Below are 23987 nucleotides of genomic sequence, written 5' to 3' on the forward strand. Positions count from 1 at the left end.
TAACCAATAAAGTCAGCAGGTAAAAATGAAAAAGCTCATTTTGTTGTTATTAATAATAAGCCAGGGTGCTCTGGCAAACTGTTGGGATAAAGCGGCGCGTTATTATCATGTCGACCCTTATTTACTGTACGCGATAGCGAATGTGGAATCCGGTATGAATCCGTACGCGGTTGGGAAAAACCGCGATGGCACGCGGGATGTCGGGCTGATGCAAATCAACAGCTCGCATTTTACCGCGCTGGAAAGCAGAGGCATCGATGAGTATCGCTTAATGACCGAGCCGTGTACCTCCATCATGGTGGGTGCCTCCATTCTCTCCGGAATGATAAGAGTATATGGCTATAACTGGGAAGCGGTAGGCGCTTATAACGCCGGGTTGAAGAAAGAGAATTATCCGCAGCGGATGAAATATGCCCATAAGGTCTGGGCTAAATATCAGCAATTAAAATTAGCAGCACGCGATTAACGTTTTTTATTTTTGAAGAATTCCTGAAGGTGTTCTTCGAAAAGTGAAAACAGCTGAATGTGGTTTATGTATTAACGGAATAATACCTAAGCCGGGATATTAACATTTAATTTGAAACGAACAGGAAAACTGAAATGAACAAAAGGACGTTACTGAGTGTACTTGTTGCTGGTGCTTGCGTTGCACCTTTTATGGCGCAGGCCGCCTCTTTGCAGGCGACCACCGGCGAGCCGTACACCATGAAAGCCAGCGATCTGGCGAAGAAAGAGCATGAGCTCACTAACTTCCCGCTGATGGCCTCCGTTAAAGAGACTATTCAGACCCTGGACAACGCGCAGGTCGAACTGATTGAGCCAGGCCGCGCGGCGAACCCGGACAACGTCAAACGCGTTGAAGGGATTGTGAAAGCCAGCGACTGGGAATATCTCTTCCCGCTGCGTGCACAGGCTTATACCTACAGCAACTTCCTGAAAGCCGTGGGTAAATTCCCGGCGCTGTGTAAGACCTACAACGACGGTCGTGACAGCGACGCTATCTGCCGCAAAGAGCTGGCGACCATGTTTGCCCACTTTGCCCAGGAAACCGGCGGCCACGAAAGCTGGCGTCCGGAAGCCGAATGGCGTCAGGCGCTGGTCCACGTGCGTGAAATGGGCTGGAGCGAAGGGCAAAAGGGCGGCTATAACGGCGAATGTAACCCGGACGTCTGGCAGGGACAGACCTGGCCTTGCGGTAAAGACAAAGACGGCGATTTCCTGAGCTATTTCGGACGCGGTGCGAAACAGTTGTCCTACAACTACAACTACGGTCCATTCTCTGAAGCGATGTACGGCGACGTGCGTACCCTGCTCGATAAACCTGAGCTGGTGGCGGACACCTGGCTGAACCTGGCCAGTGCTATCTTCTTCTTCGCCTATCCACAGCCGCCAAAACCAAGCATGTTGCAGGTGATCGACGGTACATGGCAGCCGAACGATCACGATAAAGCCAACGGCCTGGTCCCGGGCTTCGGTGTAACAACCCAGATCATCAACGGCGGCGTTGAGTGCGGCGGCCCGACTGAAATTGCGCAGTCTCAGAACCGTATCAAGTATTACAAAGAATTTGCGAACTACCTGAAAGTACCTGTTCCGGCGAACGAAGTGTTGGGTTGCGCCAACATGAAGCAGTTTGACGAAGGTGGCGCAGGCGCCCTGAAGATTTACTGGGAACAGGACTGGGGATGGAGCGCGGATACCCCGGACGGCAAGACTTACTCTTGCCAGCTGGTGGGCTATCAGACACCGTTCAGCGCGTTCAAAGAGGGCGACTACAGCAAGTGCGTGCAGAAGTTCTATAACGTGAATATCGTGAATGACGACGGTTCCTCGGTGACGCCGGACGAAACCCCGGTCACGCCAACGCCAACACCTTCTGAAGATGTTACGCCGGCCCCAACGCCAGCGCCAGTTCCGGATGAAACTCCGGTTGAACCTGTCGCGGTGAACCACGCGCCGGTTGCGCAGATTGCGGGCCCAATCGGTGCCGTTGAAGCGGGCGCGCAGGTTTCTCTGAGCGCGGAAGGCTCTACCGACGCAGACGGCAACAAGCTGACCTACACCTGGCGTTCTCAGGATGGCCAGACCGTGACCGGCGAAGATAAAGCGGTGGTGACCTTTAAGGCGCCTGAGTCTGCAACGGCGCAGCAGTATGAAGTGAGCCTGACCGTCAGCGATGGCGAGCTGAGCAGCACCACGTCTTACCTGCTGAACGTGAAAGCGAAAGCGGCAACGCCATCCGGAGAAGATACGTCTTACCCGGCATGGAGCGCGAACAGCAAGTACAACGCCGGTGATATCGTGAACAACCACGGTAAACTGTTCCAGTGCAAACCGTTCCCGTACAGCGGCTGGTGTAACAGTGCGCCGACGTACTATGAGCCGGGTGCAGGCCTGGCATGGGCTGAAGCCTGGACGGCTCTGTAAAAGCAAACGGCAACCCTCGGGTTGCCGTTTTAATGTTTGCACCCTCTACCTGTGGGAGAGGGCCGGGGTGAGGGCATCAGTCCGCACTCTCTGTTTTTTGCCGGGTGGCGCTGCGCTTACCCGGCCTACATGAGGCTGGAACGCTTACCGGTGCAACTTCCCGTGATCCCGTAACCACGCCGCCGTACGCACTATCCCTTCATCGAGCGAGATAATCGGTTTATACCCCAGCTCGTTCTCCGCCCGAGAAATATCCAGCGTAAAATCGAAGTTGAGCTTCGACACACCGTAATGCGTCAGCGCAGGCTCTTTCGCCGATTTACTGCCAAAGCGCTCCATGCTGCGGGCAATCATGTCCAGCATCGGGTAGGGAACGGAACGGATCCGGCAGTCGATTTTTAACTCATCAATCAGCCTTTGCACAATGCTGCGCAGGGTACAGGGTTCGCCGTTGGTGATGTTATAGGCGCGGCCCGACACCAGCTTATCGCACTCCGGCTGGCTCGCCAGCCACATGGCGTGAACGGCATTTTCGTAATAGGTCATGTCTACCAGCGCATCGCCGCCGCGCGGTAACAGCACGCTGCCGTAATGGTGCATCATCTGGGCCAGTCGCGGGATAAAGACTTTGTCGTGCGGCCCAAACAGGCTCTGTGGTCGCAGCACGGTAAAGCGGGTGTGCGGATTTGACTGGGCCAGCAGGTCGATCACCTCTTCGCCAGCCGCTTTACTGCGGGCAAATTCACAGGCAAAGCGCGCAGGGCGGAAATCTTCCTGAATATCACGATGATGGTGATAATCAAAATAGAGCGACGGGGAAGAGATATGAATAAAGTTACGCACGCCCCAGGCGACGGCCCATTCGCCCAGACGGCGCGTGGCGCGCACGTTGGCGAGATCGAAGGCTTCCTGGGTACCCCACGGGGAGGTAAAACTGGAGCAGTGCCACAGCGTATCGATACCGGCGAGCATCACCTTGGCCTGAGAGGAGACCAGCTCCGTCAGGTCGGCATGGACAAACTCAGCGCCCATTTTTTGCAAGAGCTTGCCCATCGCCTCGTTGCGACCGGTGGCCCTCACGCTGATGCCTTTGTTGCGCAGAAATTCGACCGCATTTCGGCCTAAGCCGCTGGTCGCCCCGGTAACCAGTACCTTCATAACAATCCACTGTGTTGAAAAGAATTTCGTGCGCATTCTTTCGTGAATTACGATGTGTTGCAATGGGAAAGGTGAAAGAAAAAGGGTTTTATTTAATTACTTTCCCGCTTTTCTTCTGCCAGTTGCGCAATCCTTTTCGCCATTCCGCGGAAGATAAACAGGTGTGCCGGGATCATCAGCAGCCAGTAGAACAGCCCGGGCATTCCGTGCGGGTGCCACCACGCCCGAACGTCCAGCTCGCGGTGATCGCCTTTGTCTTTAAGGGTGAAGCAGAGCCGCCCCAGCCCCGGTGCCTTCATGCCAAACAGCAGCGCCAGCTGTTTTTCCGGCTCAACGATGATCACCTTCCAGCTGTCGACCGTATCGCCCACGTTCAGATACGGGGCGGCAGGACGGCCTTTTGCCAGCCGGTGACCCACCAGCAGATCCAGCGCGCCGCGCGTTTGCCAGAGGATATTGCCGAAGAAATAGCGCTCTTTGCCGCCGATCTGGTTCACAACGTCCCACAGCGCTGAGAGGCTGGCAGTGGTTTTTACCGTACAGCCCGCCTGTTTTGGGTAATAGCCGTACTCGGGCCGCCAGCGGGCAAACGCCTGCGCATCGTAGCCCCAGTCGCTGGAGTTCACCAGCTTCTCTTCTTCTTTCAGCGTATTGCGTACGGCATCGTCGAAGGGGATCAATTCCTGAGGGATCAAGGCACGCAGTTCACGATCGTCCGCCAGCAGATCGTGTTTCAGTCCCTGTATAAGCGCTTTGGCAGTCGTCGGCGGCACGGAGGTGATCACATTCAAAAACCACACCGAAATCCAGCGGGTCGGGAAGGGGACGGGCACCAGCCAGCGGCGGCGGCCACTCACCCGCATAAAATGTTCGAACTGCGCCTGATAGCTCAACACTTCCGGGCCAGCCGCCTCCAGCACACGATGCGCCGCCGCCGGATGATCCAGCAATGCCACCAGATAGTGGAGTAAATTCTCCAGCGCAATGGGCGTGGTGCGCGAGCGTACCCAGCGCGGCGGTGTCAGCACAGGCAGGTTGTAGACCATATCGCGCATCACTTCGAACGCGGCGGAACCCGCGCCGACGATGATCCCTGCCCGCAGTTCGGTGACGGGGATACGGGCGCTTCGCAATGTCTCTGCCGTCAGTTGCCGGGCGCGCAGATGGTCTGACTGCTCGTTCTCAGGCGCCTGAAGCGAGCTTAGAAAGATCACCTGCTTTACCGGCGTTTGCAGCAGCGTATCACGTACGTTCATCGCCACCTGACGCTCGTGGGCGATAAAATCGCCGCCTTCGCCCATGCTGTGAACAAGGTAGTAAAGCGTATCGACCCCTTCCAGCAGCGCAGGAAGCGCTTTCGGCCAGTTAAGGTCAACGTTGTGACACGTCACGCCAGGCAAATGTAGCTTTTGCAGGCGTTCCGTGTTGCGTGCCACTGCCAGCACCTGGTGCCCCTGCTGGCTTAACGCAGTGGTCAGATGCTGACCGATATACCCGCTGGCACCGAGCACCAGAATACGTTGCGGCACGGTATGCTCCTTAACGCTGTAAAAACGCCTGCCAGTGTTTCACCACCTCGGTCAACTGCTCGCGGTTAACGTCAAGATGCATCACCAGTCGCACGACCGGGGAGGCGTTGATCAGCACGCCTCGGGCTTTCATAAATTCGCCCAGCGCGGCAGCATGCTCATTGCCGACGCGGACAAACAGCATGTTGGTGTCATGACGCATGACATCAGCGCCGATTTCATGCAGTTGCGCTGCCATCCACGCCGCATTGTCGTGATCGTCTTTCAGGCGTGACACGTTATTTTTCAGGGCGTACAGTCCGGCAGCCGCCAGAATACCCGCCTGACGCATCCCGCCGCCGGTCATTTTGCGCCAGCGGTTGGCGCGTCTGATGTAGTCCGCGCTGCCAACCAGCAGGGAACCTACCGGCGTGCCCAGCCCTTTAGAGAGGCAAATGGTGAACGAGTCGCAATATTGGGTGATCTCTTTCAGCTCGCAGCCGTACTCCACCACGGCGTTGAAGATACGTGCGCCGTCAACGTGCAGGCCGAGCTTGCGCTCGCGGGTAAAATCCCATGCCGCTTTCAGGTATTCGCGCGGCAGAACTTTACCGTTATGGGTGTTTTCGAGGCTCAGCAGTTTAGTGCGGGCGAAGTGAATATCATCGGCTTTAATTTTTGCCGCGACTTTGTCCAGCGGCAGCGTACCGTCCGGCGCGGCATCGATCGGCTGCGGCTGAATGCTGCCAAGCACCGCCGCGCCGCCAGCTTCGTACAGGTAGTTATGCGCCCCCTGGCCGACGATATACTCTTCGCCGCGCTCGCAGTGGCTCAGCAGCGCCACCAGGTTAGCCTGCGTGCCGGTGGGCAGGAACAGGGCAGCCTCTTTACCGCTCAGCTCGGCCGCATAGCGCTGGAGTTCGTTGACCGTCGGGTCATCGCCGTAGACGTCGTCCCCGACCGGGGCGGCCATCATCTCTTCGAGCATGGCGCGGCCCGGACGGGTAACGGTATCACTACGTAAATCAATCATTTCACATCCCTTTCATTTAAGAGGTCTTGTGAAATGTTTTACCTGAGCCAGTTGGTTTTTGCCAGTTCGATCACTTCGTCACCGCGCCCGCTGATGATGGCGCGCAGCATGTAGAGGCTAAAACCTTTAGCCTGTTCCAGCTTGATTTGAGGCGGGATTGCCAGCTCTTCTTTGGCGACCACCACATCCACCAGCACCGGGCCGTCGATGGCGAAGGCACGTTGCAGGGCTTCGTCCACCTCTGAGGCTTTCTCCACCCGAATACCGGTGATACCGCAGGCTTCGGCGATGCGGGCGAAGTTGGTGTCGTGCAGCTCGGTGCCATCCGTGAGGTAGCCTCCGGCCTTCATCTCCATCGCCACAAAGCCCAGCACGCTGTTGTTAAAGACCACGATTTTCAGCGGAAGCTTCATCTGCGCCACCGACAGGAAATCCCCCATCAGCATACTGAACCCGCCGTCGCCGCACATCGCCACCACCTGCCGTTCCGGTGCCGTCGCTTTTGCGCCCAGCGCCTGCGGCATGGCGTTGGCCATTGAGCCATGGTTGAACGACCCAAGCAGGCGTCGTTTGCCGTTCATTTTCAGATAGCGCGCGGCCCAGACGGTGGGCGTACCCACGTCGCAGGTGAAGATGGCATCGTCGTCGGCGAAGTGGCTGATCTGCTGCGCCAGATACTGCGGGTGGATCGCTTTTTCGCTCGGTTTGGCGAGATCGTCCAGCCCCTTACGCGCATCGCGATAGTCGCTCAGGGCTTTATCGAGGAATTTGCGGTCCGTTTTTTCTTCCAGCAGCGGCAGGAGGGCGGCGAGGGTGGATTTAATATCGCCGATAAGCGCCATATCCACCTTGCTGTGCGCGCCGATGCTACCGGGATTAATGTCGATCTGGATAATTTTCGCATCCGTCGGGTAGAACGCGCGGTACGGGAACTGGGTGCCGAGCAGGATCAGCGTATCGGCGTTCATCATGGTATGGAAGCCGCTGGAAAAACCGATCAGCCCGGTCATGCCCACATCGTACGGGTTATCGTATTCAACGTGCTCTTTGCCGCGCAGGGCGTGCACAACTGGCGCCTTCAGCTTAGCGGCAAATTCCACCAGCTCTTTATGCGCGCCAGCACAGCCGCTGCCGCACATCAGGGCGATATTGCTGGAGTATCGCAGCAGTTGCGCCAGCTTTTTAAGTTCTTCATCCGCAGGGGTAATGGTTGGCTGTGGCGCAGAGTACCAGTGGGTGGTGGCGGTTTCAGGTGCGGCCTTCAGCGCCACGTCCCCCGGCAGCACAACCACCGAAACCCCGCGATTCAGGATCGCCTTACGCATGGCTATCGCCAGCACCTGTGGGATCTGCTCCGGCGACGAGACCAGCTCGCAGTAGTGGCTGCATTCACGGAACAGCTCCTGAGGATGCGTCTCCTGAAAATAGCCGCTGCCGATTTCGGATGACGGAATATGTGCGGCAATCGCCAGCACCGGAACATGGTTGCGGTGACAGTCGAAAAGACCGTTGATAAGGTGCAGGTTTCCCGGTCCGCAGGAACCTGCACAGACGGCGAGTTCGCCCGTGAGCTGCGCTTCGGCACCCGCGGCAAAGGCGGCGACCTCTTCATGGCGGGTGGGCATCCATTCAATGGTCTTCATCTTGTTAAGGCTGTCGCTGAGTCCGTTCAGCGAATCGCCGGTGACGCCCCAGATACGCTTTACGCCAGCCTGCTCCAGGGTTTTCGCTATGTATGCAGCCACGGTTTGTTTCATGGTGGTCCTTCTCCTTTATGTGATATCGCTTACAAGCTTAGAAGAAAGTCACTGTATTGGCTGCCTGGTATTCCATACGCACAGGCAGTAGGCACAACGTAAGCCGGGTAAACGCAGTGCCACCCGGCAAAAAGCCCGGTGGCGCTAACGCTTACCGGGCCTACGAAGAGCCAACATGTACAAAGTAGGCCGGGTAAACGCAGTGCCACCCGGCAACAAATGGGGGCACTGCGCCAGATTATGCCAGCACCAGGTCTCCCTGCGGATGGCATGAACACGCCAACACGTAACCCTCTGCAATTTCCGCATCGGTCAGCGTCATGGTGCTGGTGACGGTGTATTCACCGGAAACCACCTTCGTCTTACAGCAGCCGCACACACCCGCGCGACAGGCTGCCGCTACCGGCACGTTATTGCTTTCGAGCGCTTCAAGCAGCGTGGTGCCCACGCGACCAAAGAAGGTCTGCGCCGGTTGCAGCTTCGTGAACTTCATCCCGCTGGTCGCCGCTGCCGCTACAGGCGTGAAGAACTGCTCTTTAAAGAAGCGGGTCACGCCGAGCGCTTTCACTTCTTTCTCCACGATCTCCATGTACGGCGCCGGGCCGCAGGTCATCACGGTACGATCCGCAATGTCCGGCACGCTTTGCAACATTTCGCGGCTCAGACGCCCCGCGACAAAACCGTGCGTCGCGTTGTGCTCAGCCACCAGGGTCACCGGATAATTTCGCCATTCCTCGGCAAAAATCACATCTTCCGGGGAACGCACGCTAAAGATCACCTGCACGTCGGCCTGAGGACGGTATTTCGCCAGCCAGCGGCGCATCGACATAATCGGCGTTACGCCACAGCCTGCCGCCAGAAGCAGGAATTTGTCTTCCTTCTTGTCGTCACAGGTGAACTCGCCCTGCGCGTCAGACAGCCAGATGTAATCCCCGCGCTTCACGTCACGGGTCAGCCACCGGGAGCCTGCGCCGTCATCAATACGACGGACGGTGAGCGTTATGTATTCGCTCACGCCCGGCGTGGAGGAGATCGTGTAGGCGCGCAGGGTATCCGCCGAATTACGCACACTCACCAGCGCATACTGACCTGCGCGGTACGGGTAGTAGTCATGGCACAGCAGCGACAGTGTCCACACATCCGGCGTCTCCTGTTGGATGTGATGAACCTGCATCCGCCACGGACATTGTGAGGTTGGCATGGTCATGAGTTACTCCTTACGCGCTCAGCAGTTGCTTCATATCATCTTCAACGTTGGTCACGGAACGCAGACCAAATTTCTCGTTCAGGATGGCCAGCAGGTCCGGCGTCAGGAAGCCTGGCGCGGTCGGCCCGGTGACGATGTTGGTCACGCCGAGAGAGAGCAGGGTCAACAGAATAACGATCGCTTTCTGCTCGAACCAGGAGAGCACCAGCGACAGCGGCAGATCGTTCACGCCGCAGCCCAGTTTCTCTGCCAGCGTGACCGCCAGAATGATGGCTGAATATGCATCGTTACACTGACCAGCATCCACCAGGCGTGGCAGACCTTCGATGTTGCCGAAGTCCAGCTTGTTGAAACGGTACTTACCGCAGGCCAGGGTCAGGATCAGACAGTCTTCCGGAACGCGGGTGGCGAAATCGGTGAAATAGTTACGTTCCCCGCGCGCGCCGTCACAGCCGCCGATCAGGAAGATGTGACGTAGTTTTTCACGGCTGACGAGGTCAATCAGGGAATCCGCCGCACCCAGCAGGGTTTCACGGCCAAAACCGACGGTGATGAGGTGCGGAATTTCGCTGTACGGGAAGCCTGCCATCTGCTGCGCCTGTGCGATAACCGGACCGAAATCATCGCCTTCAAGGTGGCTCACGCCCGGCCAGCCGACGATGCTGCGGGTCCAGATACGGTCGTCATACGCGCCCACGGTAGGGTCGATGATGCAGTTAGAGGTCATGACGATTGGGCCAGGGAAGCGGGCGAACTCCACCTGCTGGTTCTGCCAGCCGCTGCCGTAGTTACCGATCAGATGCTTAAATTTACGCAGTTCCGGGTAGCCGTGCGCGGGCAACATTTCGCCGTGGGTATAGACGTTAACGCCGGTGCCTTCGGTCTGCTTCAGCAGGTTGTAGAGATCTTTCAGGTCGTGGCCGGAGATCAGGATGCATTTACCTTCGGTCGCTTTGACGTTGACCTGCGTCGGCGTTGGGTGGCCGTAGGTGCTGGTTTCACCGGCATCCAGAATGCTCATCACTTTGAAGTTCATCTGGCCGATTTCCATCGAGCATTCCAGCAGGGCGTTCATGTCGGAAGGCCAGGTGCCCAGCCATGCCATGATTTTGTGGTACTGGGCATAAATGTCGTTGTCGTACTGGCCGAGTACGTGCGCGTGCTCCATATACGCCGCAGCACCTTTCAGACCGTACAGGCACAGCAGGCGCAGGCCGAGGATGTTCTCGCCAATCGCCGCTTTGTCTTTATTGGGAGTAAATTCGGCGGCCTGACGCTGTAGCTCGCCCAGGTCGTCGCTCACCAGCTGTAGTTCCGCCATCGGGTTGTCCACGCGGGCGCTGGCGTCGGCATTCAGGCATTGCGCTTTCAGGGCTTCACGCAGGGCAATCGCTTCGCGGGCATAGCCCACAATGCGTGGCGAATCGAAGTTAACGTTAGTCAGCGTGGAGAAAAATGCGCGCGGCGCAAAGCTGTCGACATAGTGATCGACAAGGCCATATTCACGGGCCTTGAAGGCCCAGGCGGATAAGCCTTGCAGCGCCGCAATCAGCAGGTCCTGGAGATCGGACGTTTCTGCGGTTTTGCCGCACATACCCTGCGCGTAAGAGCAGCCGTTGCCTGCCGGGGTACGGATGGTTTGTTCACATTGCACACAAAACATAATCACACCTGTTAAAGTTATATTTCAGATACATGTTTAAGGTTATGCCTGTGCCACAACGGAGAAAAGTGCTTTCTTATACTAAGTGGAGGGTTATTGATTTAGCGCAATTTTGGCGGCAGGTTCACTACCGCCAAAGCAGTATCAGGCTGAGAAGAACGCCATCAGGATGGGGACCAGCAGGCTCAGAATAAAGCCGTGTACAATAGCGGCAGGAACCATCTCCAGACCTCCCGAGCGCTGTAACACCGGCAGGGTAAAGTCCATTGAGGTGGCCCCGCACAGGCCCAGCGCGGTAGAGCGGCTGCGGCGTACCAGGCCGGGGATCAGCATGATGGCTATCAGTTCGCGCGCCAGATCGTTAAAGAAGGCGGCGCTGCCGATCACCGGACCAAACGATTCGGTCAGCAGAATACCGGACAGCGAATACCAGCCAAAACCGGATGCCATCGCCAGGCTGGTTTTCAGCGGAAGATCGAGAATAAAGGCGTTAATCACTCCCCCCGCCATTGAGCTGGCCACAACGATAACGGCAACCATCATGCCCCGGCGGTTAAGGACAATCTGTTTCAGCGTCATGCCATTATTTCGCAACTGAATACCGATCAGGAAGAGCAGGAAAATCAGCGTATATTCGCTGGCTTCCGTAGCGTGCTGTAAAAAAGCCCATCCGGTTAGCCCCAGTAAAAAACCGAGCACCACCACGCCGCACAGCTTTAATGATTCCAGCGCCATCGCAATTCGGGAGGGAAGCTTTTCCTGATGGTGGTGATTTTTCCAGGGAATAGTGCGTTCCAGCCAGAACAGCGCGGCAATATTGCACAGCAGAATAACCACTACCGTAACCGCAGAATAATGCAGGATGGAAAGCAAGTTCGTCGCCAGATTATCCAGGAAGGCCAGGCTGATCCCCATAAAGAACAGAATGACGTAAACAATCCAGCTGAGAAAACGATTAATAAGCTTTAAGGCCGATTCATGACGCAGCGGAATAAGGTAGCCCACAATCAGGGGCAGAAGAATGATGAGGAGTCCTGAGAACATGAACAGCCGGTCCTTTTGAGTATCATTTAAGCGCCAGAGACACTACCCAATAAAGGCTGTGAGGTAAAGCTACAAAAAAAGCCGGGTGGCGGCTGCGCCTTACCCGGCCTACAAAGTGCACACTCACGTAGGTCGGGTAAGCTTTAGCGCCACCCGACATTACAGGCCGCACTTAATTAATCGCGTTTTTCCAGTAGGGTGCGATACAGCACGCCGCCCAGAATACCGCCAATAATTGGCATCACCCAGAACAGCCACAGCTGTTCAAGCGCCCAGCCGCCCTGGAAAATAGCCACCGCGGTGCTACGTGCCGGATTAACGGAGGTATTGGTCACCGGGATGGAGATCAGGTGGATAAGCGTCAGCGCCAGACCAATAGCAATGGGGGCAAAGCCCGCAGGCGCGTATTTGTCCGTTGCGCCGTGGATCACCAACAGGAAACCTGCGGTGAGCACAATTTCAATCACGATAGCAGACAGCATTGAGTAGCCGCCTGGAGAGTGTTCGCCGAAGCCGTTTGACGCAAATCCGCTGGCCGCGGCGTCAAACCCGGCTTTCCCGCTGGCAATGACGTACAACACCGCCGCGGCAATAATACCGCCAATAACCTGGGCAATAATATAGCCAATAATATCTTTCGCCGGGAAACGTCCGCCCGCCCATAAACCTAACGTGACGGCCGGGTTGAAATGACCGCCGGAAATATGCCCCACGGCGAATGCCATGGTTAATACGGTTAAACCGAATGCCAGCGCGACGCCGACAAATCCAATACCTAATTCCGGAAATGCGGCTGCGAGTACTGCGCTACCGCAGCCACCAAACACCAGCCAGAATGTACCAAAGCATTCTGCCGCTAATTTTCTGAACATAACCACCTCAATAATAAACGTCCGCGCCCATTCCTGCGCGCGGGTTATATCGCCATAAAGGGATGACGACTCAAAGAGCCAGTATTTTGAAACCATCAACATCCCTTCGCCACTCAAATAAATTCACTAAATTTGATTTAAGGCAATGTGATGTCAATCCTTGTTCAGAACGGAGGTAATTAGAGCATAGCCCAATATTTAAGGGGGCGTATATTCTGCTGTCGTGACCTACAGCCTGCCGCTATACTGCTGATAACTTGAAGGAAAAAGTGGCCGAAATGCGGGGGATGTATGCTACTCGAACGTGTGGAGATTGTCGGGTTTCGCGGGATTAACCGCCTGTCGCTGCAACTGGAACAGAACAACGTCCTGATAGGCGAAAACGCCTGGGGTAAATCCAGCCTGCTGGATGCCCTGACGCTGCTGCTTTCGCCCGAAGAGAACTTGTACCACTTTGTCCATGATGACTTCTGGTTTCCGCCGGGGGATGTCAATGGGCGCGAGAAACACCTGCATATCATTCTGACCTTCCGCGAATCCGAGCCCGGTCGCCATCGCGTGCGTCGTTTTCGCCCTATGTCGCCCTGCTGGGTGCCCTGTGAAGATGGGTTCCAGCGTATTTTCTATCGCCTTGAGGGCGAAATGGCGCAAAACGACGGGGTATTAACCCTGCGTGAATTTCTTGATGAGAAGGGGAATCCGATCCCGCTCGATAATATTGACGAGCTTGCCCGCCATCTTATCCGCCTCTCCCCCGTGTTGCGCTTACGAGACGCGCGCTTTATGCGGCGGATCCGTAACGGCACCGTACCGAATATGCCCGAGGTGGAAGTAACCGCCCGCGAGCTGGATTTCCTCGCCCGTGAACTGGTCTCGCGGCCGCAGAACCTCACCGACGGCCAGATCCGTCAGGGGCTGTCTGCCATGGTGCAACTGCTGGAGCACTACTTCTCTGAGCAGGGAACGGGGCAGGCGCGCCACCGCCTGATGCGCCGCCGCTCGCACGACGAGCAACGAAGCTGGCGCTATCTCGATATTATCAACCGCATGATCGACCGCCCCAGCGGGCGCACGCATCGGGTGATCCTGCTGGGATTATTCTCCACGCTGTTACAGGCGAAAGGGACGGTGCGCCTGGATCGGGACGCGCGCCCGTTGCTGCTGGTAGAAGATCCGGAAACGCGGCTGCACCCGATTATGCTTTCCGTGGCGTGGCATCTTCTTAATCTACTGCCGTTGCAGCGTGTCACCACCACGAATTCCGGCGAGCTGCTCTCCCTGACGCCGGTGGAGTATGTCTGCCGCCTGGTGCGTGAATCCTCGCGGGTCACCGCCTACCGGCTCGGGCCCGGCGGGTTAAATGCCGAAGATGGCCGACGCATTGCGTTTCATATCCGTTTTAACCGTGCCTCTTCCCTGTTTGCCCGCTGCTGGTTGCTGGTGGAAGGGGAAACCGAAACCTGGGTGATAAACGAGCTGGCTCGCCAGTGCGGACACCACTTTGATGCCGAAGGGATCAAAGTGATCGAATTTGCTCAGTCTGGCTTAAAGCCGCTGATCAAATTTGCGCGCCGGATGGGGATAGAGTGGCACGTGCTGGTGGATGGCGATGAGGCGGGTAAAAAATATGCGGCGACCGTGCGCAGCCTGCTCAATAACGATCGTGAAGAGGAGCGGGAACATCTGACCACGCTGCCCGCGATGGACATGGAGCACTTTATGTACCGCCAGGGATTTGACGACGTCTTTCACCGCGTGGCGATGATCCCGGTGGATGTGCCCATGAATATGCGTCGGGTGATCGCCAAAGCTATCCATCGGTCGTCAAAACCGGATTTGGCCATTGAAGTCGCGACGGAAGCGGGCAGGCGGGGCGTGGAGTCGGTGCCCACGCTGCTGCGTAAAATGTTCTCCCGCGTCCTCTGGCTGGCACGCGGGAGAGCCGATTAACGGGCAGTCGCCTGCGATACCTGTTGATGCAGGCTATCAAGCAGGATATAGCGGCGGCGGTACTCGGACCGTTTTTTACTCGCAATCTCTTCCATCGGTTTGCGTGGCATGGTCAGTGGCAGGGCAAAGTTGCCGTTCTCCTGCTGCTGTCCGCCAAGGGAGCGCCAGAAGCTGTCATAGTCAGCCAGCAATTTTCCCTCTTTTTTCTTGCGATAGCGCCAGCTGCGGTAGATGTGGGTGGCGTTACTCACCGCGAGGATCTGCTCGACGGGGAAGGCGCCTGCCAGCGTCATGACCGCTTCAACCAGCAGACGTTTTGGGAACAGTCCGTGACAGGCTTTGGTCGCCAGCTGAATGTGCTCGTGCGGGACATGCGCTTTCGCCCCCTGCATTCCGCCGATGAAGAGCGTTGACTTGCCCTGGTATTTGCACAGCGTAAAGGTCAGCTCGGCCAGCACCGTGTTCTGGTGGTCACAAAAAGTGAGGGTCGCTTCCCCTTCTTTGTCCAGAAACGCATCCGCGCTCAGGCGAACGCTAAACTGCTGCTCCTCTTTGCCCGTTAACGTCACCAGCGTGATGCCCTGGCTGGAAAGGTAGCCGTTCAGCAGTGACGCCGGAAGATGGCGGCTCATCATCTGATAGTGATTGTCCAATGCGTCCAGCGTAGTCTGACGGCCCATATTGACGGTCAGCCAAGGTCGGTGCAGGCGGCACGGCAGGCCGGGCTGCACGCGCAGGATCTGCATCAGACGGGGCTGTTTTGCAAGGTTTCCGAGCAGGCGCGCAGTGGTGAACGGCGTTGCCAGCGAGCGCAACATAAACTTACGTCGATAGGCCGGATTTTGCCACGCCAGCCCCGGCGTGAGGGAACCCGATGCCAGGCTTTTAAACAGTTGCCAGCCCGATTTAGGCTGGGACAGCGTTGAATAAGGTGTATCGACGATGGAAGACATGTTAGATCCTGCTTCTGGTGGAATTTCGCTATTTCAGCAGGCGCTTTATCAACATCGGGTAAACAATTCCCGACGATTACGGGGATCGGGGGTTTCGTTGAGGAGTGGTTTAGATAAAATCAACGGTGATGATAGCCAGAACAATTATTTGGAATATTTATGAACCTGAAGGGAAAACGCAGAAAGCTGTTTCTGCTGCTGGCGGTAGTGGTGTTAGCAGGCGGATTCTGGTTATGGAAGGTACTGAACGCGCCGGTACCACAGTATCAAACGCTGATTGTTCGTCCGGGCGAGCTGCAACAAAACGTGCTGGCGACGGGGAAGCTGGATGCCCTGCGTAAGGTTGACGTGGGCGCGCAGGTCAGCGGTCAGCTTAAAACCCTGTCGGTTGAGATTGGCGATAAGGTTAAAAAAGGCCAGTTGCTGGGCGTGATCGATCCTGAGCAGGCGCAAAACCAGATCCGCGAAGTGGAAGCGACGCTGATGGAGTTGCGCGCGCAGCGCGCTCAGGCTCAGGCGGAGCGTAATCTCGCTCAGGTCACCCTGTCGCGCCAGCAGGCGCTGGCGAAAACGCAGGCCATCTCGAAACAGGATTTGGACACAGCCGCCACGGAGCTGGCGGTGAAGCAGGCGCAGATTGGCACCATCGATGCGCAAATCAAGCGGAATCAGGCCTCGCTGGATACGGCGAAAACCAACCTCGATTACACGCAAATCGTTGCGCCAATGGCCGGGGAAGTGACGCAGATAACCACCCTGCAAGGCCAGACGGTCATCGCCGCGCAGCAGGCGCCGAACATCCTGACCCTGGCGGATATGAGCACCATGCTGGTGAAAGCCCAGGTATCTGAAGCGGACGTCATTCACCTTAAGCCGGGGCAGAAAGCCTGGTTTACGGTGCTGGGCGATCCGCAAACCCGCTATGAAGGGGTGCTGAAAGATATCCTGCCGACGCCGGAGAAGGTCAACGACGCCATCTTCTACTATGCGCGTTTTGAGGTGCCTAACCCGCAGGGCGTGCTGCGTCTGGACATGACCGCTCAGGTGCATATCCAGCTGACCGGCGTGAAAAACGTGCTGACGGTTCCGCTCTCCGCGCTGGGCGAATCCGCCGGGGACAATCGCTACAAGGTGAAAGTGCTGCGCAACGGTGAAACCCGCGAGCGGGAAGTGGTGATTGGCGCACGTAACGACACCGACGTGGTGGTGGTAAAAGGGCTGGAAGAGGGTGAGGAAGTGGTCACCAGCGAAAGCCTGCCTGGAGCCGCGCAATGACGGCGCTGCTTGAGCTGAATGACATTCGTCGCAGCTATCCGTCCGGCGACGGGCCGGTGGAGGTGCTGAAAGGCATCTCCCTGCGCGTTGAAGCCGGTGAAATGGTGGCGATTGTCGGGGCATCGGGCTCGGGTAAATCAACGCTGATGAACATTCTCGGCTGTCTGGATAAGCCTACCAGCGGCACCTATCGCGTGGCCGGGACGGATGTTTCCACCCTGGACGGCGACGCGCTGGCGAAGCTGCGTCGCGAGCATTTTGGCTTTATCTTCCAGCGTTACCATCTGCTTTCACACCTGAGCGCGGCGCAGAATGTGGAAGTGCCAGCGGTGTATGCGGGCGTCGAGCGCAAAAAACGCCTCGAACGCGCGAAGGCGCTGTTAACGCGTCTTGGGCTGGCGGAGCGTGTTGATTATCAGCCTTCGCAGCTTTCCGGCGGTCAGCAGCAACGCGTGAGTATTGCCCGCGCGCTGATGAACGGTGGGCAGGTGATCCTCGCCGATGAGCCAACCGGTGCGCTCGACAGCCATTCCGGTGAAGAGGTGATGGCGATCCTGCATCAGCTTCGCGATCAGGGGCATACGGTGATTATCGTCACCCACGATCCGCAGGTGGCAGCGCAGGCGGAACGCATTATCGAGATCCACGACGGCGAGCTGGTCAGCAACCCGCCGCCACGTCAGTCCAGAGCGGCGGCGGCGAAAGAGGCGCTGCCGGCCGCAACCGGCTGGGGCCAGTTTTCCAGCGGTTTCCGCGAGGCGCTGACCATGGCCTGGCTGGCGATGGCGGCCAACAAAATGCGCACTCTGCTGACCATGCTTGGCATCATTATTGGTATTGCCTCAGTGGTGTCGATTGTGGTGGTGGGCGATGCGGCGAAACAGCTGGTGCTGGCAGATATTCGCGCCATCGGGACTAACACCATCGACGTTTATCCCGGCAAAGATTTTGGCGACGACGAGCCGCAGTATCAGCAGGCGCTGAAGTATGACGATCTGGCGGCTATTCAGAAGCAGCCGTGGGTGAACTCCGCCACGCCTGCCGTCTCGCAAAACCTGCGTCTGCGCTACGGCAACATCGACGTGGCGGCCAGCGCTAACGGCGTCAGCGGAGATTACTTCAACGTCTACGGCATGACCTTCAGCGAAGGGGCGACCTTCAACGCTGAACAGCTGGCGGGCAGGGCGCAGGTGGTGGTGTTAGACGCTAACTCCCGCAGGCAGCTGTTCCCGAATAAGACCAATGTGGTGGGGGAAGTGATCCTCGTAGGCAACATGCCAGCGACGGTGATCGGCGTGGCGGAAGAGAAGCAGTCGATGTTCGGCAGCAGCAAAATCCTGCGCGTCTGGCTGCCGTACACCACCATTTCCGGGCGCATCATGGGGCAGTCCTGGCTTAACTCTATTACCGTTCGAGTGAAGGAGGGCTACGACAGCGGGCTGGCGGAACAGCAGCTGGAGCGGCTGTTAACCCTGCGCCACGGGAAAAAGGATTTCTTCACCTGGAATATGGATGGCCTCTTGAAAACGGCGGAAAAGACCACACGTACTCTTCAGCTGTTCCTGACGCTGGTGGCGGTGATTTCGCTGGTCGTCGGCGGGATAGGGGTGATGAACATTATGCTGGTGTCGGTGACCGAACGTACGCGGGAGATCGGCATCCGCATGGCGGTCGGAGCCAGAGCCAGCGACGTGCTGCAGCAATTTTTGATTGAAGCGGTGCTGGTGTGTCTGGTGGGCGGTGCGATGGGGATTGCGCTCTCGATGATGATCGCCTTTGCGCTCCAGCTCTTCTTACCGGGCTGGGAGATTGGCTTCTCGCCGATGGCGATCCTGACGGCGTTTTTATGTTCCACCTTCACCGGTATTCTGTTCGGCTGGCTACCGGCGCGAAACGCGGCGCGGCTGGATCCGGTGGATGCGCTGGCGCGCGAATAACCCGAAAATAAAAATGCCAGCCGATCGGGCTGGCATTTTGCCTGCAGGGTGTACACAATGAATCAGAGAGCTATGCAACCGCTTCTGCTTCAACGGGGACGATCAGACTGGCATGATTGCCTTTTGGCCCCTGGTGTACATCGAACCGGACGGACTGCCCGGCTTTGAGCGTCCTGTAACCATCCATCTGAATGGTGGAATAGTGAGCGAAGATATCCTCGCCGCCGCCTTCGGGGCAAATGAAGCCAAACCCCTTGGCGTTGTTGAACCACTTAACAGTACCCATTTCCATGCTTCGACATCCTTCGTAAATCTTATAAATTAAGATGGAATGAACCGGTGGTGGAGTGGGGGCTGTTCAAAACCTCGCCAACTCACGCTTGTACAATTTAGAGAAACGGAAGAAGCCGTCAAGCGTTTGGCGCTGGAGTTGGGACAATAATCAACCAAAATTTGAGGCAGTTAACGCTATTGCAACAGTTTGTGACAGACATCGCGGATGACAGTAATAGATGATTGTTATCTAACATCTGAGGTAGATTCAAAGTGGTTATGCATAATGGGTAAGACCAACGATTGGCTGGATTTTGACCAGCTGGCGGAAGATAAAGTGCGCGACGCGCTAAAACCGCCATCTATGTATAAAGTTATGTTAATGAACGATGATTACACGCCGATGGAATTTGTTATTGACGTGCTACAAAAGTTCTTTTCTTATGATGTTGAACGTGCAACGCAACTGATGCTTACCGTTCATTATCGTGGCAAAGCGATCTGCGGCATCTTTACTGCCGAAGTAGCGGAAACCAAAGTAGCGATGGTGAACGACTATGCAAGGGAGAACGAGCATCCGTTGCTGTGTACGCTGGAAAAGGCCTGATAAGGCATAAAATTGGGGGAGGTGCCTATGCTCAATCAAGAACTGGAACTCAGTTTAAACATGGCTTTCGCCAGAGCGCGTGAGCACCGACATGAGTTTATGACCGTCGAGCATTTGCTGCTCGCACTGCTTAGCAACCCATCTGCCCGCGAAGCGCTGGAAGCCTGCTCCGTGGATCTGGTGGCGCTACGTCAGGAACTCGAAGCCTTCATCGAACAAACCACACCGGTGCTGCCAGCCAGTGAAGAAGAGCGCGACACACAGCCGACGCTCAGCTTCCAGCGCGTGCTGCAGCGCGCGGTTTTCCACGTCCAGTCTTCCGGACGTAGCGAAGTGACGGGCGCCAATGTGCTGGTCGCCATCTTCAGTGAGCAGGAGTCCCAGGCGGCCTACCTGCTGCGTAAACACGAAGTCAGCCGGCTCGACGTGGTCAACTTCATCTCTCACGGAACGCGAAAAGACGAGCCTAACCAGGCATCGGATCCCAGCGGACAGATCAACAGCAATGAAGAGCAAGCAGGCGGGGAGGATCGTATGGAAAACTTCACCACCAACCTTAACCAGCTTGCTCGCGTTGGCGGTATCGACCCGCTGATTGGCCGCGACAAAGAGCTGGAGCGTGCCATACAGGTGCTGTGCCGTCGCCGCAAGAATAACCCGCTGCTGGTGGGGGAATCTGGCGTGGGTAAAACCGCGATTGCCGAAGGTCTGGCCTGGCGCATTGTGCAGGGCGACGTGCCGGAAGTGATTGCCGACTGCACCATCTACTCACTGGATATCGGCTCGCTGCTGGCGGGCACCAAATACCGCGGTGATTTTGAAAAACGTTTCAAAGCGCTGTTAAAACAGCTGGAGCAGGACACCAACAGCATCCTGTTTATCGATGAGATCCACACCATCATCGGCGCAGGCGCGGCTTCCGGTGGTCAGGTAGATGCCGCCAACCTGATCAAACCGCTGCTCTCCAGCGGCAAGATCCGCGTGATGGGCTCTACGACGTACCAGGAGTTCAGCAACATCTTTGAGAAGGATCGTGCGCTGGCGCGTCGTTTCCAGAAAATCGACGTAACCGAGCCGTCGGTTGACGAAACGGTGCAGATCATCAACGGCCTGAAAACCAAGTACGAAGCGCACCATGACGTGCGTTACACCGCGAAAGCGGTGCGTGCGGCGGTGGAGCTGGCGGTGAAATACATCAACGATCGTCATCTGCCGGATAAAGCGATCGACGTGATTGATGAAGCGGGTGCGCGTGCGCGCCTGATGCCAGCGAGCAAGCGTAAGAAAACCGTGAACGTAGCGGATATCGAGTCCGTGGTGGCCCGTATCGCACGTATCCCTGAGAAGAGCGTCTCTCAGAGCGACCGTGATACGCTGCGCACCCTCGGCAATCGCCTGAAAATGCTGGTCTTTGGTCAGGATAAAGCTATTGAGGCCTTAACCGAAGCGATCAAGATGGCCCGTGCTGGCCTGGGGCATGACCACAAGCCTGTCGGTTCCTTCCTGTTCGCCGGCCCGACCGGTGTGGGTAAAACCGAGGTAACGGTGCAGCTCTCCAAAGCGCTGGGCATTGAGCTGTTGCGCTTTGATATGTCCGAGTATATGGAGCGTCACACCGTCAGCCGTTTGATTGGTGCGCCTCCGGGCTACGTGGGCTTTGACCAGGGCGGCCTGCTCACCGACGCGGTGATCAAGCATCCGCACGCGGTCCTGCTGCTCGATGAAATCGAGAAAGCGCACCCGGACGTGTTCAACATCCTGTTGCAGGTGATGGACAACGGGACGCTGACCGATAACAACGGGCGCAAGGCCGATTTCCGCAACGTGGTGCTGGTGATGACCACCAATGCCGGGGTGCGTGAAACCGAGCGCAAATCCATCGGCCTGATCCACCAGGATAACAGCACCGATGCGATGGAGGAGATCAAGAAGATCTTCACGCCGGAGTTCCGTAACCGTCTGGACAACATTATCTGGTTCGATCACCTGTCTACCGAGGTGATCCATCAGGTGGTGGATAAGTTCATCGTCGAGCTGCAGGTTCAGCTGGATCAGAAAGGCGTGTCGCTGGAAGTGAGCCAGGAGGCCCGCAACTGGCTGGCCGAGAAAGGCTACGACCGTGCGATGGGTGCCCGTCCGATGGCGCGCGTGATTCAGGACAACCTGAAGAAACCGCTGGCGAACGAGCTGCTGTTTGGCTCGCTGGTGGACGGCGGCCAGGTGACCGTGGCGCTGGATCAGGCGAAGAACGAACTGACGTACGATTTCCAGAGTGCGGCGAAGCACAAGCCGGAAGCGGCTCACTGAGTTGAAAGGTAAAAGCAAAACGGCAACTTCGGTTGCCGTTTTTTTTGTTTGCTCCCTCTCCCAGTGGGAGAGGGCTGGGGTGAGGGCATCAGGCCGCAGAGGAATTTTGCGAGGCGCTTTCCAGTTTCTTTCGAAGTCAGTTGCTGGATAAATCTACAGTAATAAAATGGCGTCGCACCTGCAAAATCGGGTGCTGGGATTGGCGTCCTGAAAGTGTGTGCACAGACAATCTTGCGTGCATAAAGGATTACATATGACTAATATTAATAGCTTCGCCCAGCTCTACACCGAACTCTCCCTCAACCCCGATCTCCCAACCCTGGCCGAGCGCTGCAAGCTGCTCACCGAAATCCTTCTCGACTGCAAATCTCTCCCGCAAACGCAGCCCGTTTGCCGCTGTCTCGGAGCTTATCTGGAAGAGGTAAAATCCGGCCTCACAGAATCCATGCGTGATTTTCAGGTGGTGGAATTTGAGGACGAAGCGGAACAGCCGCGACAAAAAGAGTGGTTGCTGGAAGATACAGAAACGAAATGTGACTACTGCCGGGCGTTAAACCACGTGCTGCTGGTTTCGCATTTTGACCGCGATATGTTGCCGCACCTGACGGGACTGTTGCATGACATTACCCACGCGATAGCTGAAGATTTAATCGTACCCATGAACCCGTGCATGACAATACATCTGCCGACACAGCCACACTAAGGCCATAAATAAAAAAGGCCGGGATTGTCCCGACCTTTTAAATATTCATCTGCCATTACAGGCGAAAACAATTAGCGACTACGGAAGACAATGCGGCCTTTGCTCAGGTCGTACGGGGTCAGTTCAACAGTCACTTTGTCGCCCGTCAAAATGCGGATATAGTTTTTGCGCATTTTACCGGAGATGTGCGCAGTTACCACGTGACCGTTTTCCAGTTCTACGCGAAACATGGTATTAGGCAACGTATCAAGTACGGTACCCTGCATTTCAATATTGTCTTCTTTGGCCATCTAATCCTCTGGGGTATCACTACCAAGTTTTGAACCGGCAAGATAATGCCGAAATTCATCAATTAAGTAAAGAATTGCGCGTTTAAAACGCAGCAAAACAATTTCAGCGTATTGCCCAAGCGTCACGGTACAACCGAACGGAAAGCGCATTCGTAAAGGGGATACGACAGGATAAACGTCAGGACGTTATCTGAAGCGAGGGTCCCAAACGGCGGCGGGGCAACAGGCAGAAGCTACTCTGCGGCGTAATTATAACACCCTCATAAAAAATATGCGGAAAACATTTAGGCATTGGGCATAAAGAGCATTCTGGGAACCCAAAAATCGCGCGGAAGAGTCTCCTGTCGGCACTGTTCAAGGTGTTCGATATAGCGTCGGCGGGAAATTTCAACCGCGCCGAGCGAGGCGGTGTGCTCATTCAGCACCTGACAATCCATCAGTTGTCCGCCGCGTTGGGCAAATTCCTGGCTAAAAACCAGCAGCGCGGTTTTCGACGCATTCGTGGCGCGGGAGAACATCGACTCGCCGCAGAACAGCGTGCCCTGCGCCACCCCGTACATCCCCCCAACGAGGTTATCCTCTTTCCATACTTCGATGGAGTGCGCGTAGCCCAGCTCATGAAGCTGGTGGTAGGCGATAATGATGTCGCGGGTTATCCAGGTGCCTTCATGACGATCTTCAGCGCAGCCTTCGATAACCTGCCCGAAGGCATGATTGAGCGTGACGCGATAGGGCGAATTTGCGTGAAAACGTTTCATGCTGCGGCTCAGGTGAAACTGCCCGGGCCACAGCACGGCTCGCGGGTCCGGAGACCACCATAAAATCGGGTCGCCGGGAGAAAACCACGGGAAGATGCCGCGCTGGTAAGCCATTAAGAGACGCGCCGGGCTGAGATCGCCGCCCAAAGCCAGCAATCCGTTAGGTTCACGCAGCGCCCCCTCCGGAGAAGGGAACGCAATATTATGGCGAGAAAGCTGCACCAGGCGCATGACAACAGAACTCCAGTACGCGAGAGAGGACGCT

General features: G+C 56.6%; 20 protein-coding genes. 8 read left to right on the plus strand and 12 right to left on the minus strand.

Translation table 11 applies throughout. The features are described from left to right. Positions 1-25: 25 nt before the first annotated feature. Together iagB and BFV65_RS07040 are read left to right on the plus strand one after the other, a co-directional pair. The gene (gene iagB / locus BFV65_RS07035) at positions 26-466 is read left to right on the plus strand and encodes a type III secretion system invasion protein IagB (RefSeq protein ID WP_023299704.1); all 441 of its coding nucleotides are present in this window, start codon (positions 26-28) and stop codon (positions 464-466) included. Between the two features lie 134 nt (positions 467-600). Further along, on the plus strand, positions 601-2427 hold the full coding sequence (locus tag BFV65_RS07040) for a chitinase (protein ID WP_022647599.1): 1827 nt from the start codon (positions 601-603) through the stop codon (positions 2425-2427). A 144-nt stretch (positions 2428-2571) separates the two neighbouring features. Here BFV65_RS07040 and BFV65_RS07045 read toward each other — a convergent pair whose 3' ends face one another. The 8 genes from BFV65_RS07045 to aqpZ form a co-directional block, all read right to left on the minus strand. Continuing rightward, positions 2572-3585, minus strand: a complete 1014-nt coding sequence (locus BFV65_RS07045; RefSeq protein ID WP_022647600.1) for a 3-beta-hydroxysteroid dehydrogenase — start codon at positions 3583-3585, stop codon at positions 2572-2574. 92 nt (positions 3586-3677) lie between these two features. After that, positions 3678-5114 (minus strand): SDR family oxidoreductase, encoded by a 1437-nt coding sequence (locus BFV65_RS07050; RefSeq protein ID WP_045623357.1) that lies wholly within the window; start codon positions 5112-5114, stop codon positions 3678-3680. Between the two features lie 10 nt (positions 5115-5124). After that, positions 5125-6126 (minus strand): low-specificity L-threonine aldolase, encoded by a 1002-nt coding sequence (ltaE, locus tag BFV65_RS07055; protein ID WP_023305791.1) that lies wholly within the window; start codon positions 6124-6126, stop codon positions 5125-5127. A gap of 38 nt (positions 6127-6164) precedes the next feature. After that, positions 6165-7883 carry a ubiquinone-dependent pyruvate dehydrogenase gene (poxB, locus tag BFV65_RS07060; protein WP_023305792.1) on the minus strand — a complete coding sequence of 573 codons (1719 nt, stop codon included), beginning with the start codon at positions 7881-7883 and terminating at the stop codon, positions 6165-6167. A 238-nt stretch (positions 7884-8121) separates the two neighbouring features. After that, complete coding sequence (gene hcr / locus BFV65_RS07065; RefSeq protein WP_023299707.1) at positions 8122-9090, minus strand: NADH oxidoreductase; 969 nt, start codon at positions 9088-9090, stop codon at positions 8122-8124. 10 nt (positions 9091-9100) lie between these two features. Further along, the gene (gene hcp / locus BFV65_RS07070) at positions 9101-10753 is read right to left on the minus strand and encodes a hydroxylamine reductase (RefSeq protein ID WP_023299708.1); all 1653 of its coding nucleotides are present in this window, start codon (positions 10751-10753) and stop codon (positions 9101-9103) included. A 144-nt stretch (positions 10754-10897) separates the two neighbouring features. Next, complete coding sequence (locus BFV65_RS07075) at positions 10898-11797, minus strand: LysO family transporter (protein ID WP_022647606.1); 900 nt, start codon at positions 11795-11797, stop codon at positions 10898-10900. Between the two features lie 176 nt (positions 11798-11973). Then, complete coding sequence (gene aqpZ / locus BFV65_RS07080) at positions 11974-12669, minus strand: aquaporin Z (protein ID WP_026080729.1); 696 nt, start codon at positions 12667-12669, stop codon at positions 11974-11976. Between the two features lie 291 nt (positions 12670-12960). Here aqpZ and BFV65_RS07085 point away from each other — a divergent pair, with 291 nt between their 5' ends. Further along, entirely contained in the window at positions 12961-14619 is a 1659-nt protein-coding gene (locus BFV65_RS07085; protein ID WP_023299709.1) for an ATP-dependent endonuclease, read from the plus strand. On the opposite strand, the gene BFV65_RS07090 is transcribed toward BFV65_RS07085, so the two are convergent. Further along, on the minus strand, positions 14616-15572 hold the full coding sequence (locus tag BFV65_RS07090; protein WP_045309091.1) for a VirK/YbjX family protein: 957 nt from the start codon (positions 15570-15572) through the stop codon (positions 14616-14618). The genes BFV65_RS07085 and BFV65_RS07090 overlap by 4 nt on opposite strands. A 159-nt stretch (positions 15573-15731) precedes the next feature. Here BFV65_RS07090 and macA point away from each other — a divergent pair, with 159 nt between their 5' ends. Both macA and macB read left to right on the plus strand, forming a co-directional pair. Then, complete coding sequence (macA, locus tag BFV65_RS07095; RefSeq protein ID WP_022647609.1) at positions 15732-16847, plus strand: macrolide transporter subunit MacA; 1116 nt, start codon at positions 15732-15734, stop codon at positions 16845-16847. After that, the gene (macB, locus tag BFV65_RS07100; RefSeq protein ID WP_023305795.1) at positions 16844-18784 is read left to right on the plus strand and encodes a macrolide ABC transporter ATP-binding protein/permease MacB; all 1941 of its coding nucleotides are present in this window, start codon (positions 16844-16846) and stop codon (positions 18782-18784) included. Before macA ends, macB begins: the two co-directional genes overlap by 4 nt. Positions 18785-18854: 70 nt before the next feature. Here macB and cspD read toward each other — a convergent pair whose 3' ends face one another. Then, entirely contained in the window at positions 18855-19076 is a 222-nt protein-coding gene (cspD, locus tag BFV65_RS07105; RefSeq protein WP_006174390.1) for a cold shock-like protein CspD, read from the minus strand. Between the two features lie 267 nt (positions 19077-19343). Between cspD and clpS the strand changes: the two genes are divergently transcribed. The 3 genes from clpS to BFV65_RS07120 all read left to right on the plus strand — a co-directional run bounded on the left by clpS (position 19344) and on the right by BFV65_RS07120 (position 22674). Continuing rightward, the gene (clpS, locus tag BFV65_RS07110) at positions 19344-19664 is read left to right on the plus strand and encodes an ATP-dependent Clp protease adapter ClpS (protein WP_006174393.1); all 321 of its coding nucleotides are present in this window, start codon (positions 19344-19346) and stop codon (positions 19662-19664) included. 27 nt (positions 19665-19691) lie between these two features. Continuing rightward, the gene (gene clpA / locus BFV65_RS07115) at positions 19692-21971 is read left to right on the plus strand and encodes an ATP-dependent Clp protease ATP-binding subunit ClpA (RefSeq protein ID WP_022647611.1); all 2280 of its coding nucleotides are present in this window, start codon (positions 19692-19694) and stop codon (positions 21969-21971) included. Between the two features lie 253 nt (positions 21972-22224). Beyond that, positions 22225-22674: a hypothetical protein gene (locus BFV65_RS07120; RefSeq protein WP_045309092.1), complete on the plus strand. Its 450-nt coding sequence runs from the start codon at positions 22225-22227 to the stop codon at positions 22672-22674. Positions 22675-22745: 71 nt separating this feature from the next. Here BFV65_RS07120 and infA read toward each other — a convergent pair whose 3' ends face one another. Both infA and aat read right to left on the minus strand, forming a co-directional pair. After that, complete coding sequence (gene infA, locus BFV65_RS07125) at positions 22746-22964, minus strand: translation initiation factor IF-1 (protein ID WP_002211347.1); 219 nt, start codon at positions 22962-22964, stop codon at positions 22746-22748. A 284-nt stretch (positions 22965-23248) separates the two neighbouring features. Next, positions 23249-23953, minus strand: coding sequence for a leucyl/phenylalanyl-tRNA--protein transferase (aat, locus tag BFV65_RS07130; RefSeq protein ID WP_069596401.1), 705 nt, complete (start codon positions 23951-23953; stop codon positions 23249-23251). Positions 23954-23987 lie beyond the last annotated feature (34 nt).

The organism is Enterobacter hormaechei subsp. hoffmannii, from assembly GCF_001729745.1.
GTDB classification, from domain to species: domain Bacteria; phylum Pseudomonadota; class Gammaproteobacteria; order Enterobacterales; family Enterobacteriaceae; genus Enterobacter; species Enterobacter intestinihominis.

Bases quoted from the DNA above. Each gene is read 5' to 3' on its own strand.
- macA (WP_022647609.1), top strand. From the start codon at position 15,732: ATGAACCTGAAGGGAAAACGCAGAAAGCTGTTTCTGCTGCTGGCGGTA.
- BFV65_RS07040 (WP_022647599.1), top strand. From the start codon at position 601: ATGAACAAAAGGACGTTACTGAGTGTACTTGTTGCTGGTGCTTGCGTT.
- hcr (WP_023299707.1), bottom strand. From the start codon at position 9,090: ATGACCATGCCAACCTCACAATGTCCGTGGCGGATGCAGGTTCATCAC.
- ltaE (WP_023305791.1), bottom strand. From the start codon at position 6,126: ATGATTGATTTACGTAGTGATACCGTTACCCGTCCGGGCCGCGCCATG.
- iagB (WP_023299704.1), top strand. From the start codon at position 26: ATGAAAAAGCTCATTTTGTTGTTATTAATAATAAGCCAGGGTGCTCTG.
- BFV65_RS07045 (WP_022647600.1), bottom strand. From the start codon at position 3,585: ATGAAGGTACTGGTTACCGGGGCGACCAGCGGCTTAGGCCGAAATGCG.
- hcp (WP_023299708.1), bottom strand. From the start codon at position 10,753: ATGTTTTGTGTGCAATGTGAACAAACCATCCGTACCCCGGCAGGCAAC.
- macB (WP_023305795.1), top strand. From the start codon at position 16,844: ATGACGGCGCTGCTTGAGCTGAATGACATTCGTCGCAGCTATCCGTCC.
- aat (WP_069596401.1), bottom strand. From the start codon at position 23,953: ATGCGCCTGGTGCAGCTTTCTCGCCATAATATTGCGTTCCCTTCTCCG.
- poxB (WP_023305792.1), bottom strand. From the start codon at position 7,883: ATGAAACAAACCGTGGCTGCATACATAGCGAAAACCCTGGAGCAGGCT.
- aqpZ (WP_026080729.1), bottom strand. From the start codon at position 12,669: ATGTTCAGAAAATTAGCGGCAGAATGCTTTGGTACATTCTGGCTGGTG.
- BFV65_RS07090 (WP_045309091.1), bottom strand. From the start codon at position 15,572: ATGTCTTCCATCGTCGATACACCTTATTCAACGCTGTCCCAGCCTAAA.
- clpS (WP_006174393.1), top strand. From the start codon at position 19,344: ATGGGTAAGACCAACGATTGGCTGGATTTTGACCAGCTGGCGGAAGAT.
- cspD (WP_006174390.1), bottom strand. From the start codon at position 19,076: ATGGAAATGGGTACTGTTAAGTGGTTCAACAACGCCAAGGGGTTTGGC.
- infA (WP_002211347.1), bottom strand. From the start codon at position 22,964: ATGGCCAAAGAAGACAATATTGAAATGCAGGGTACCGTACTTGATACG.
- BFV65_RS07075 (WP_022647606.1), bottom strand. From the start codon at position 11,797: ATGTTCTCAGGACTCCTCATCATTCTTCTGCCCCTGATTGTGGGCTAC.
- clpA (WP_022647611.1), top strand. From the start codon at position 19,692: ATGCTCAATCAAGAACTGGAACTCAGTTTAAACATGGCTTTCGCCAGA.
- BFV65_RS07120 (WP_045309092.1), top strand. From the start codon at position 22,225: ATGACTAATATTAATAGCTTCGCCCAGCTCTACACCGAACTCTCCCTC.
- BFV65_RS07085 (WP_023299709.1), top strand. From the start codon at position 12,961: ATGCTACTCGAACGTGTGGAGATTGTCGGGTTTCGCGGGATTAACCGC.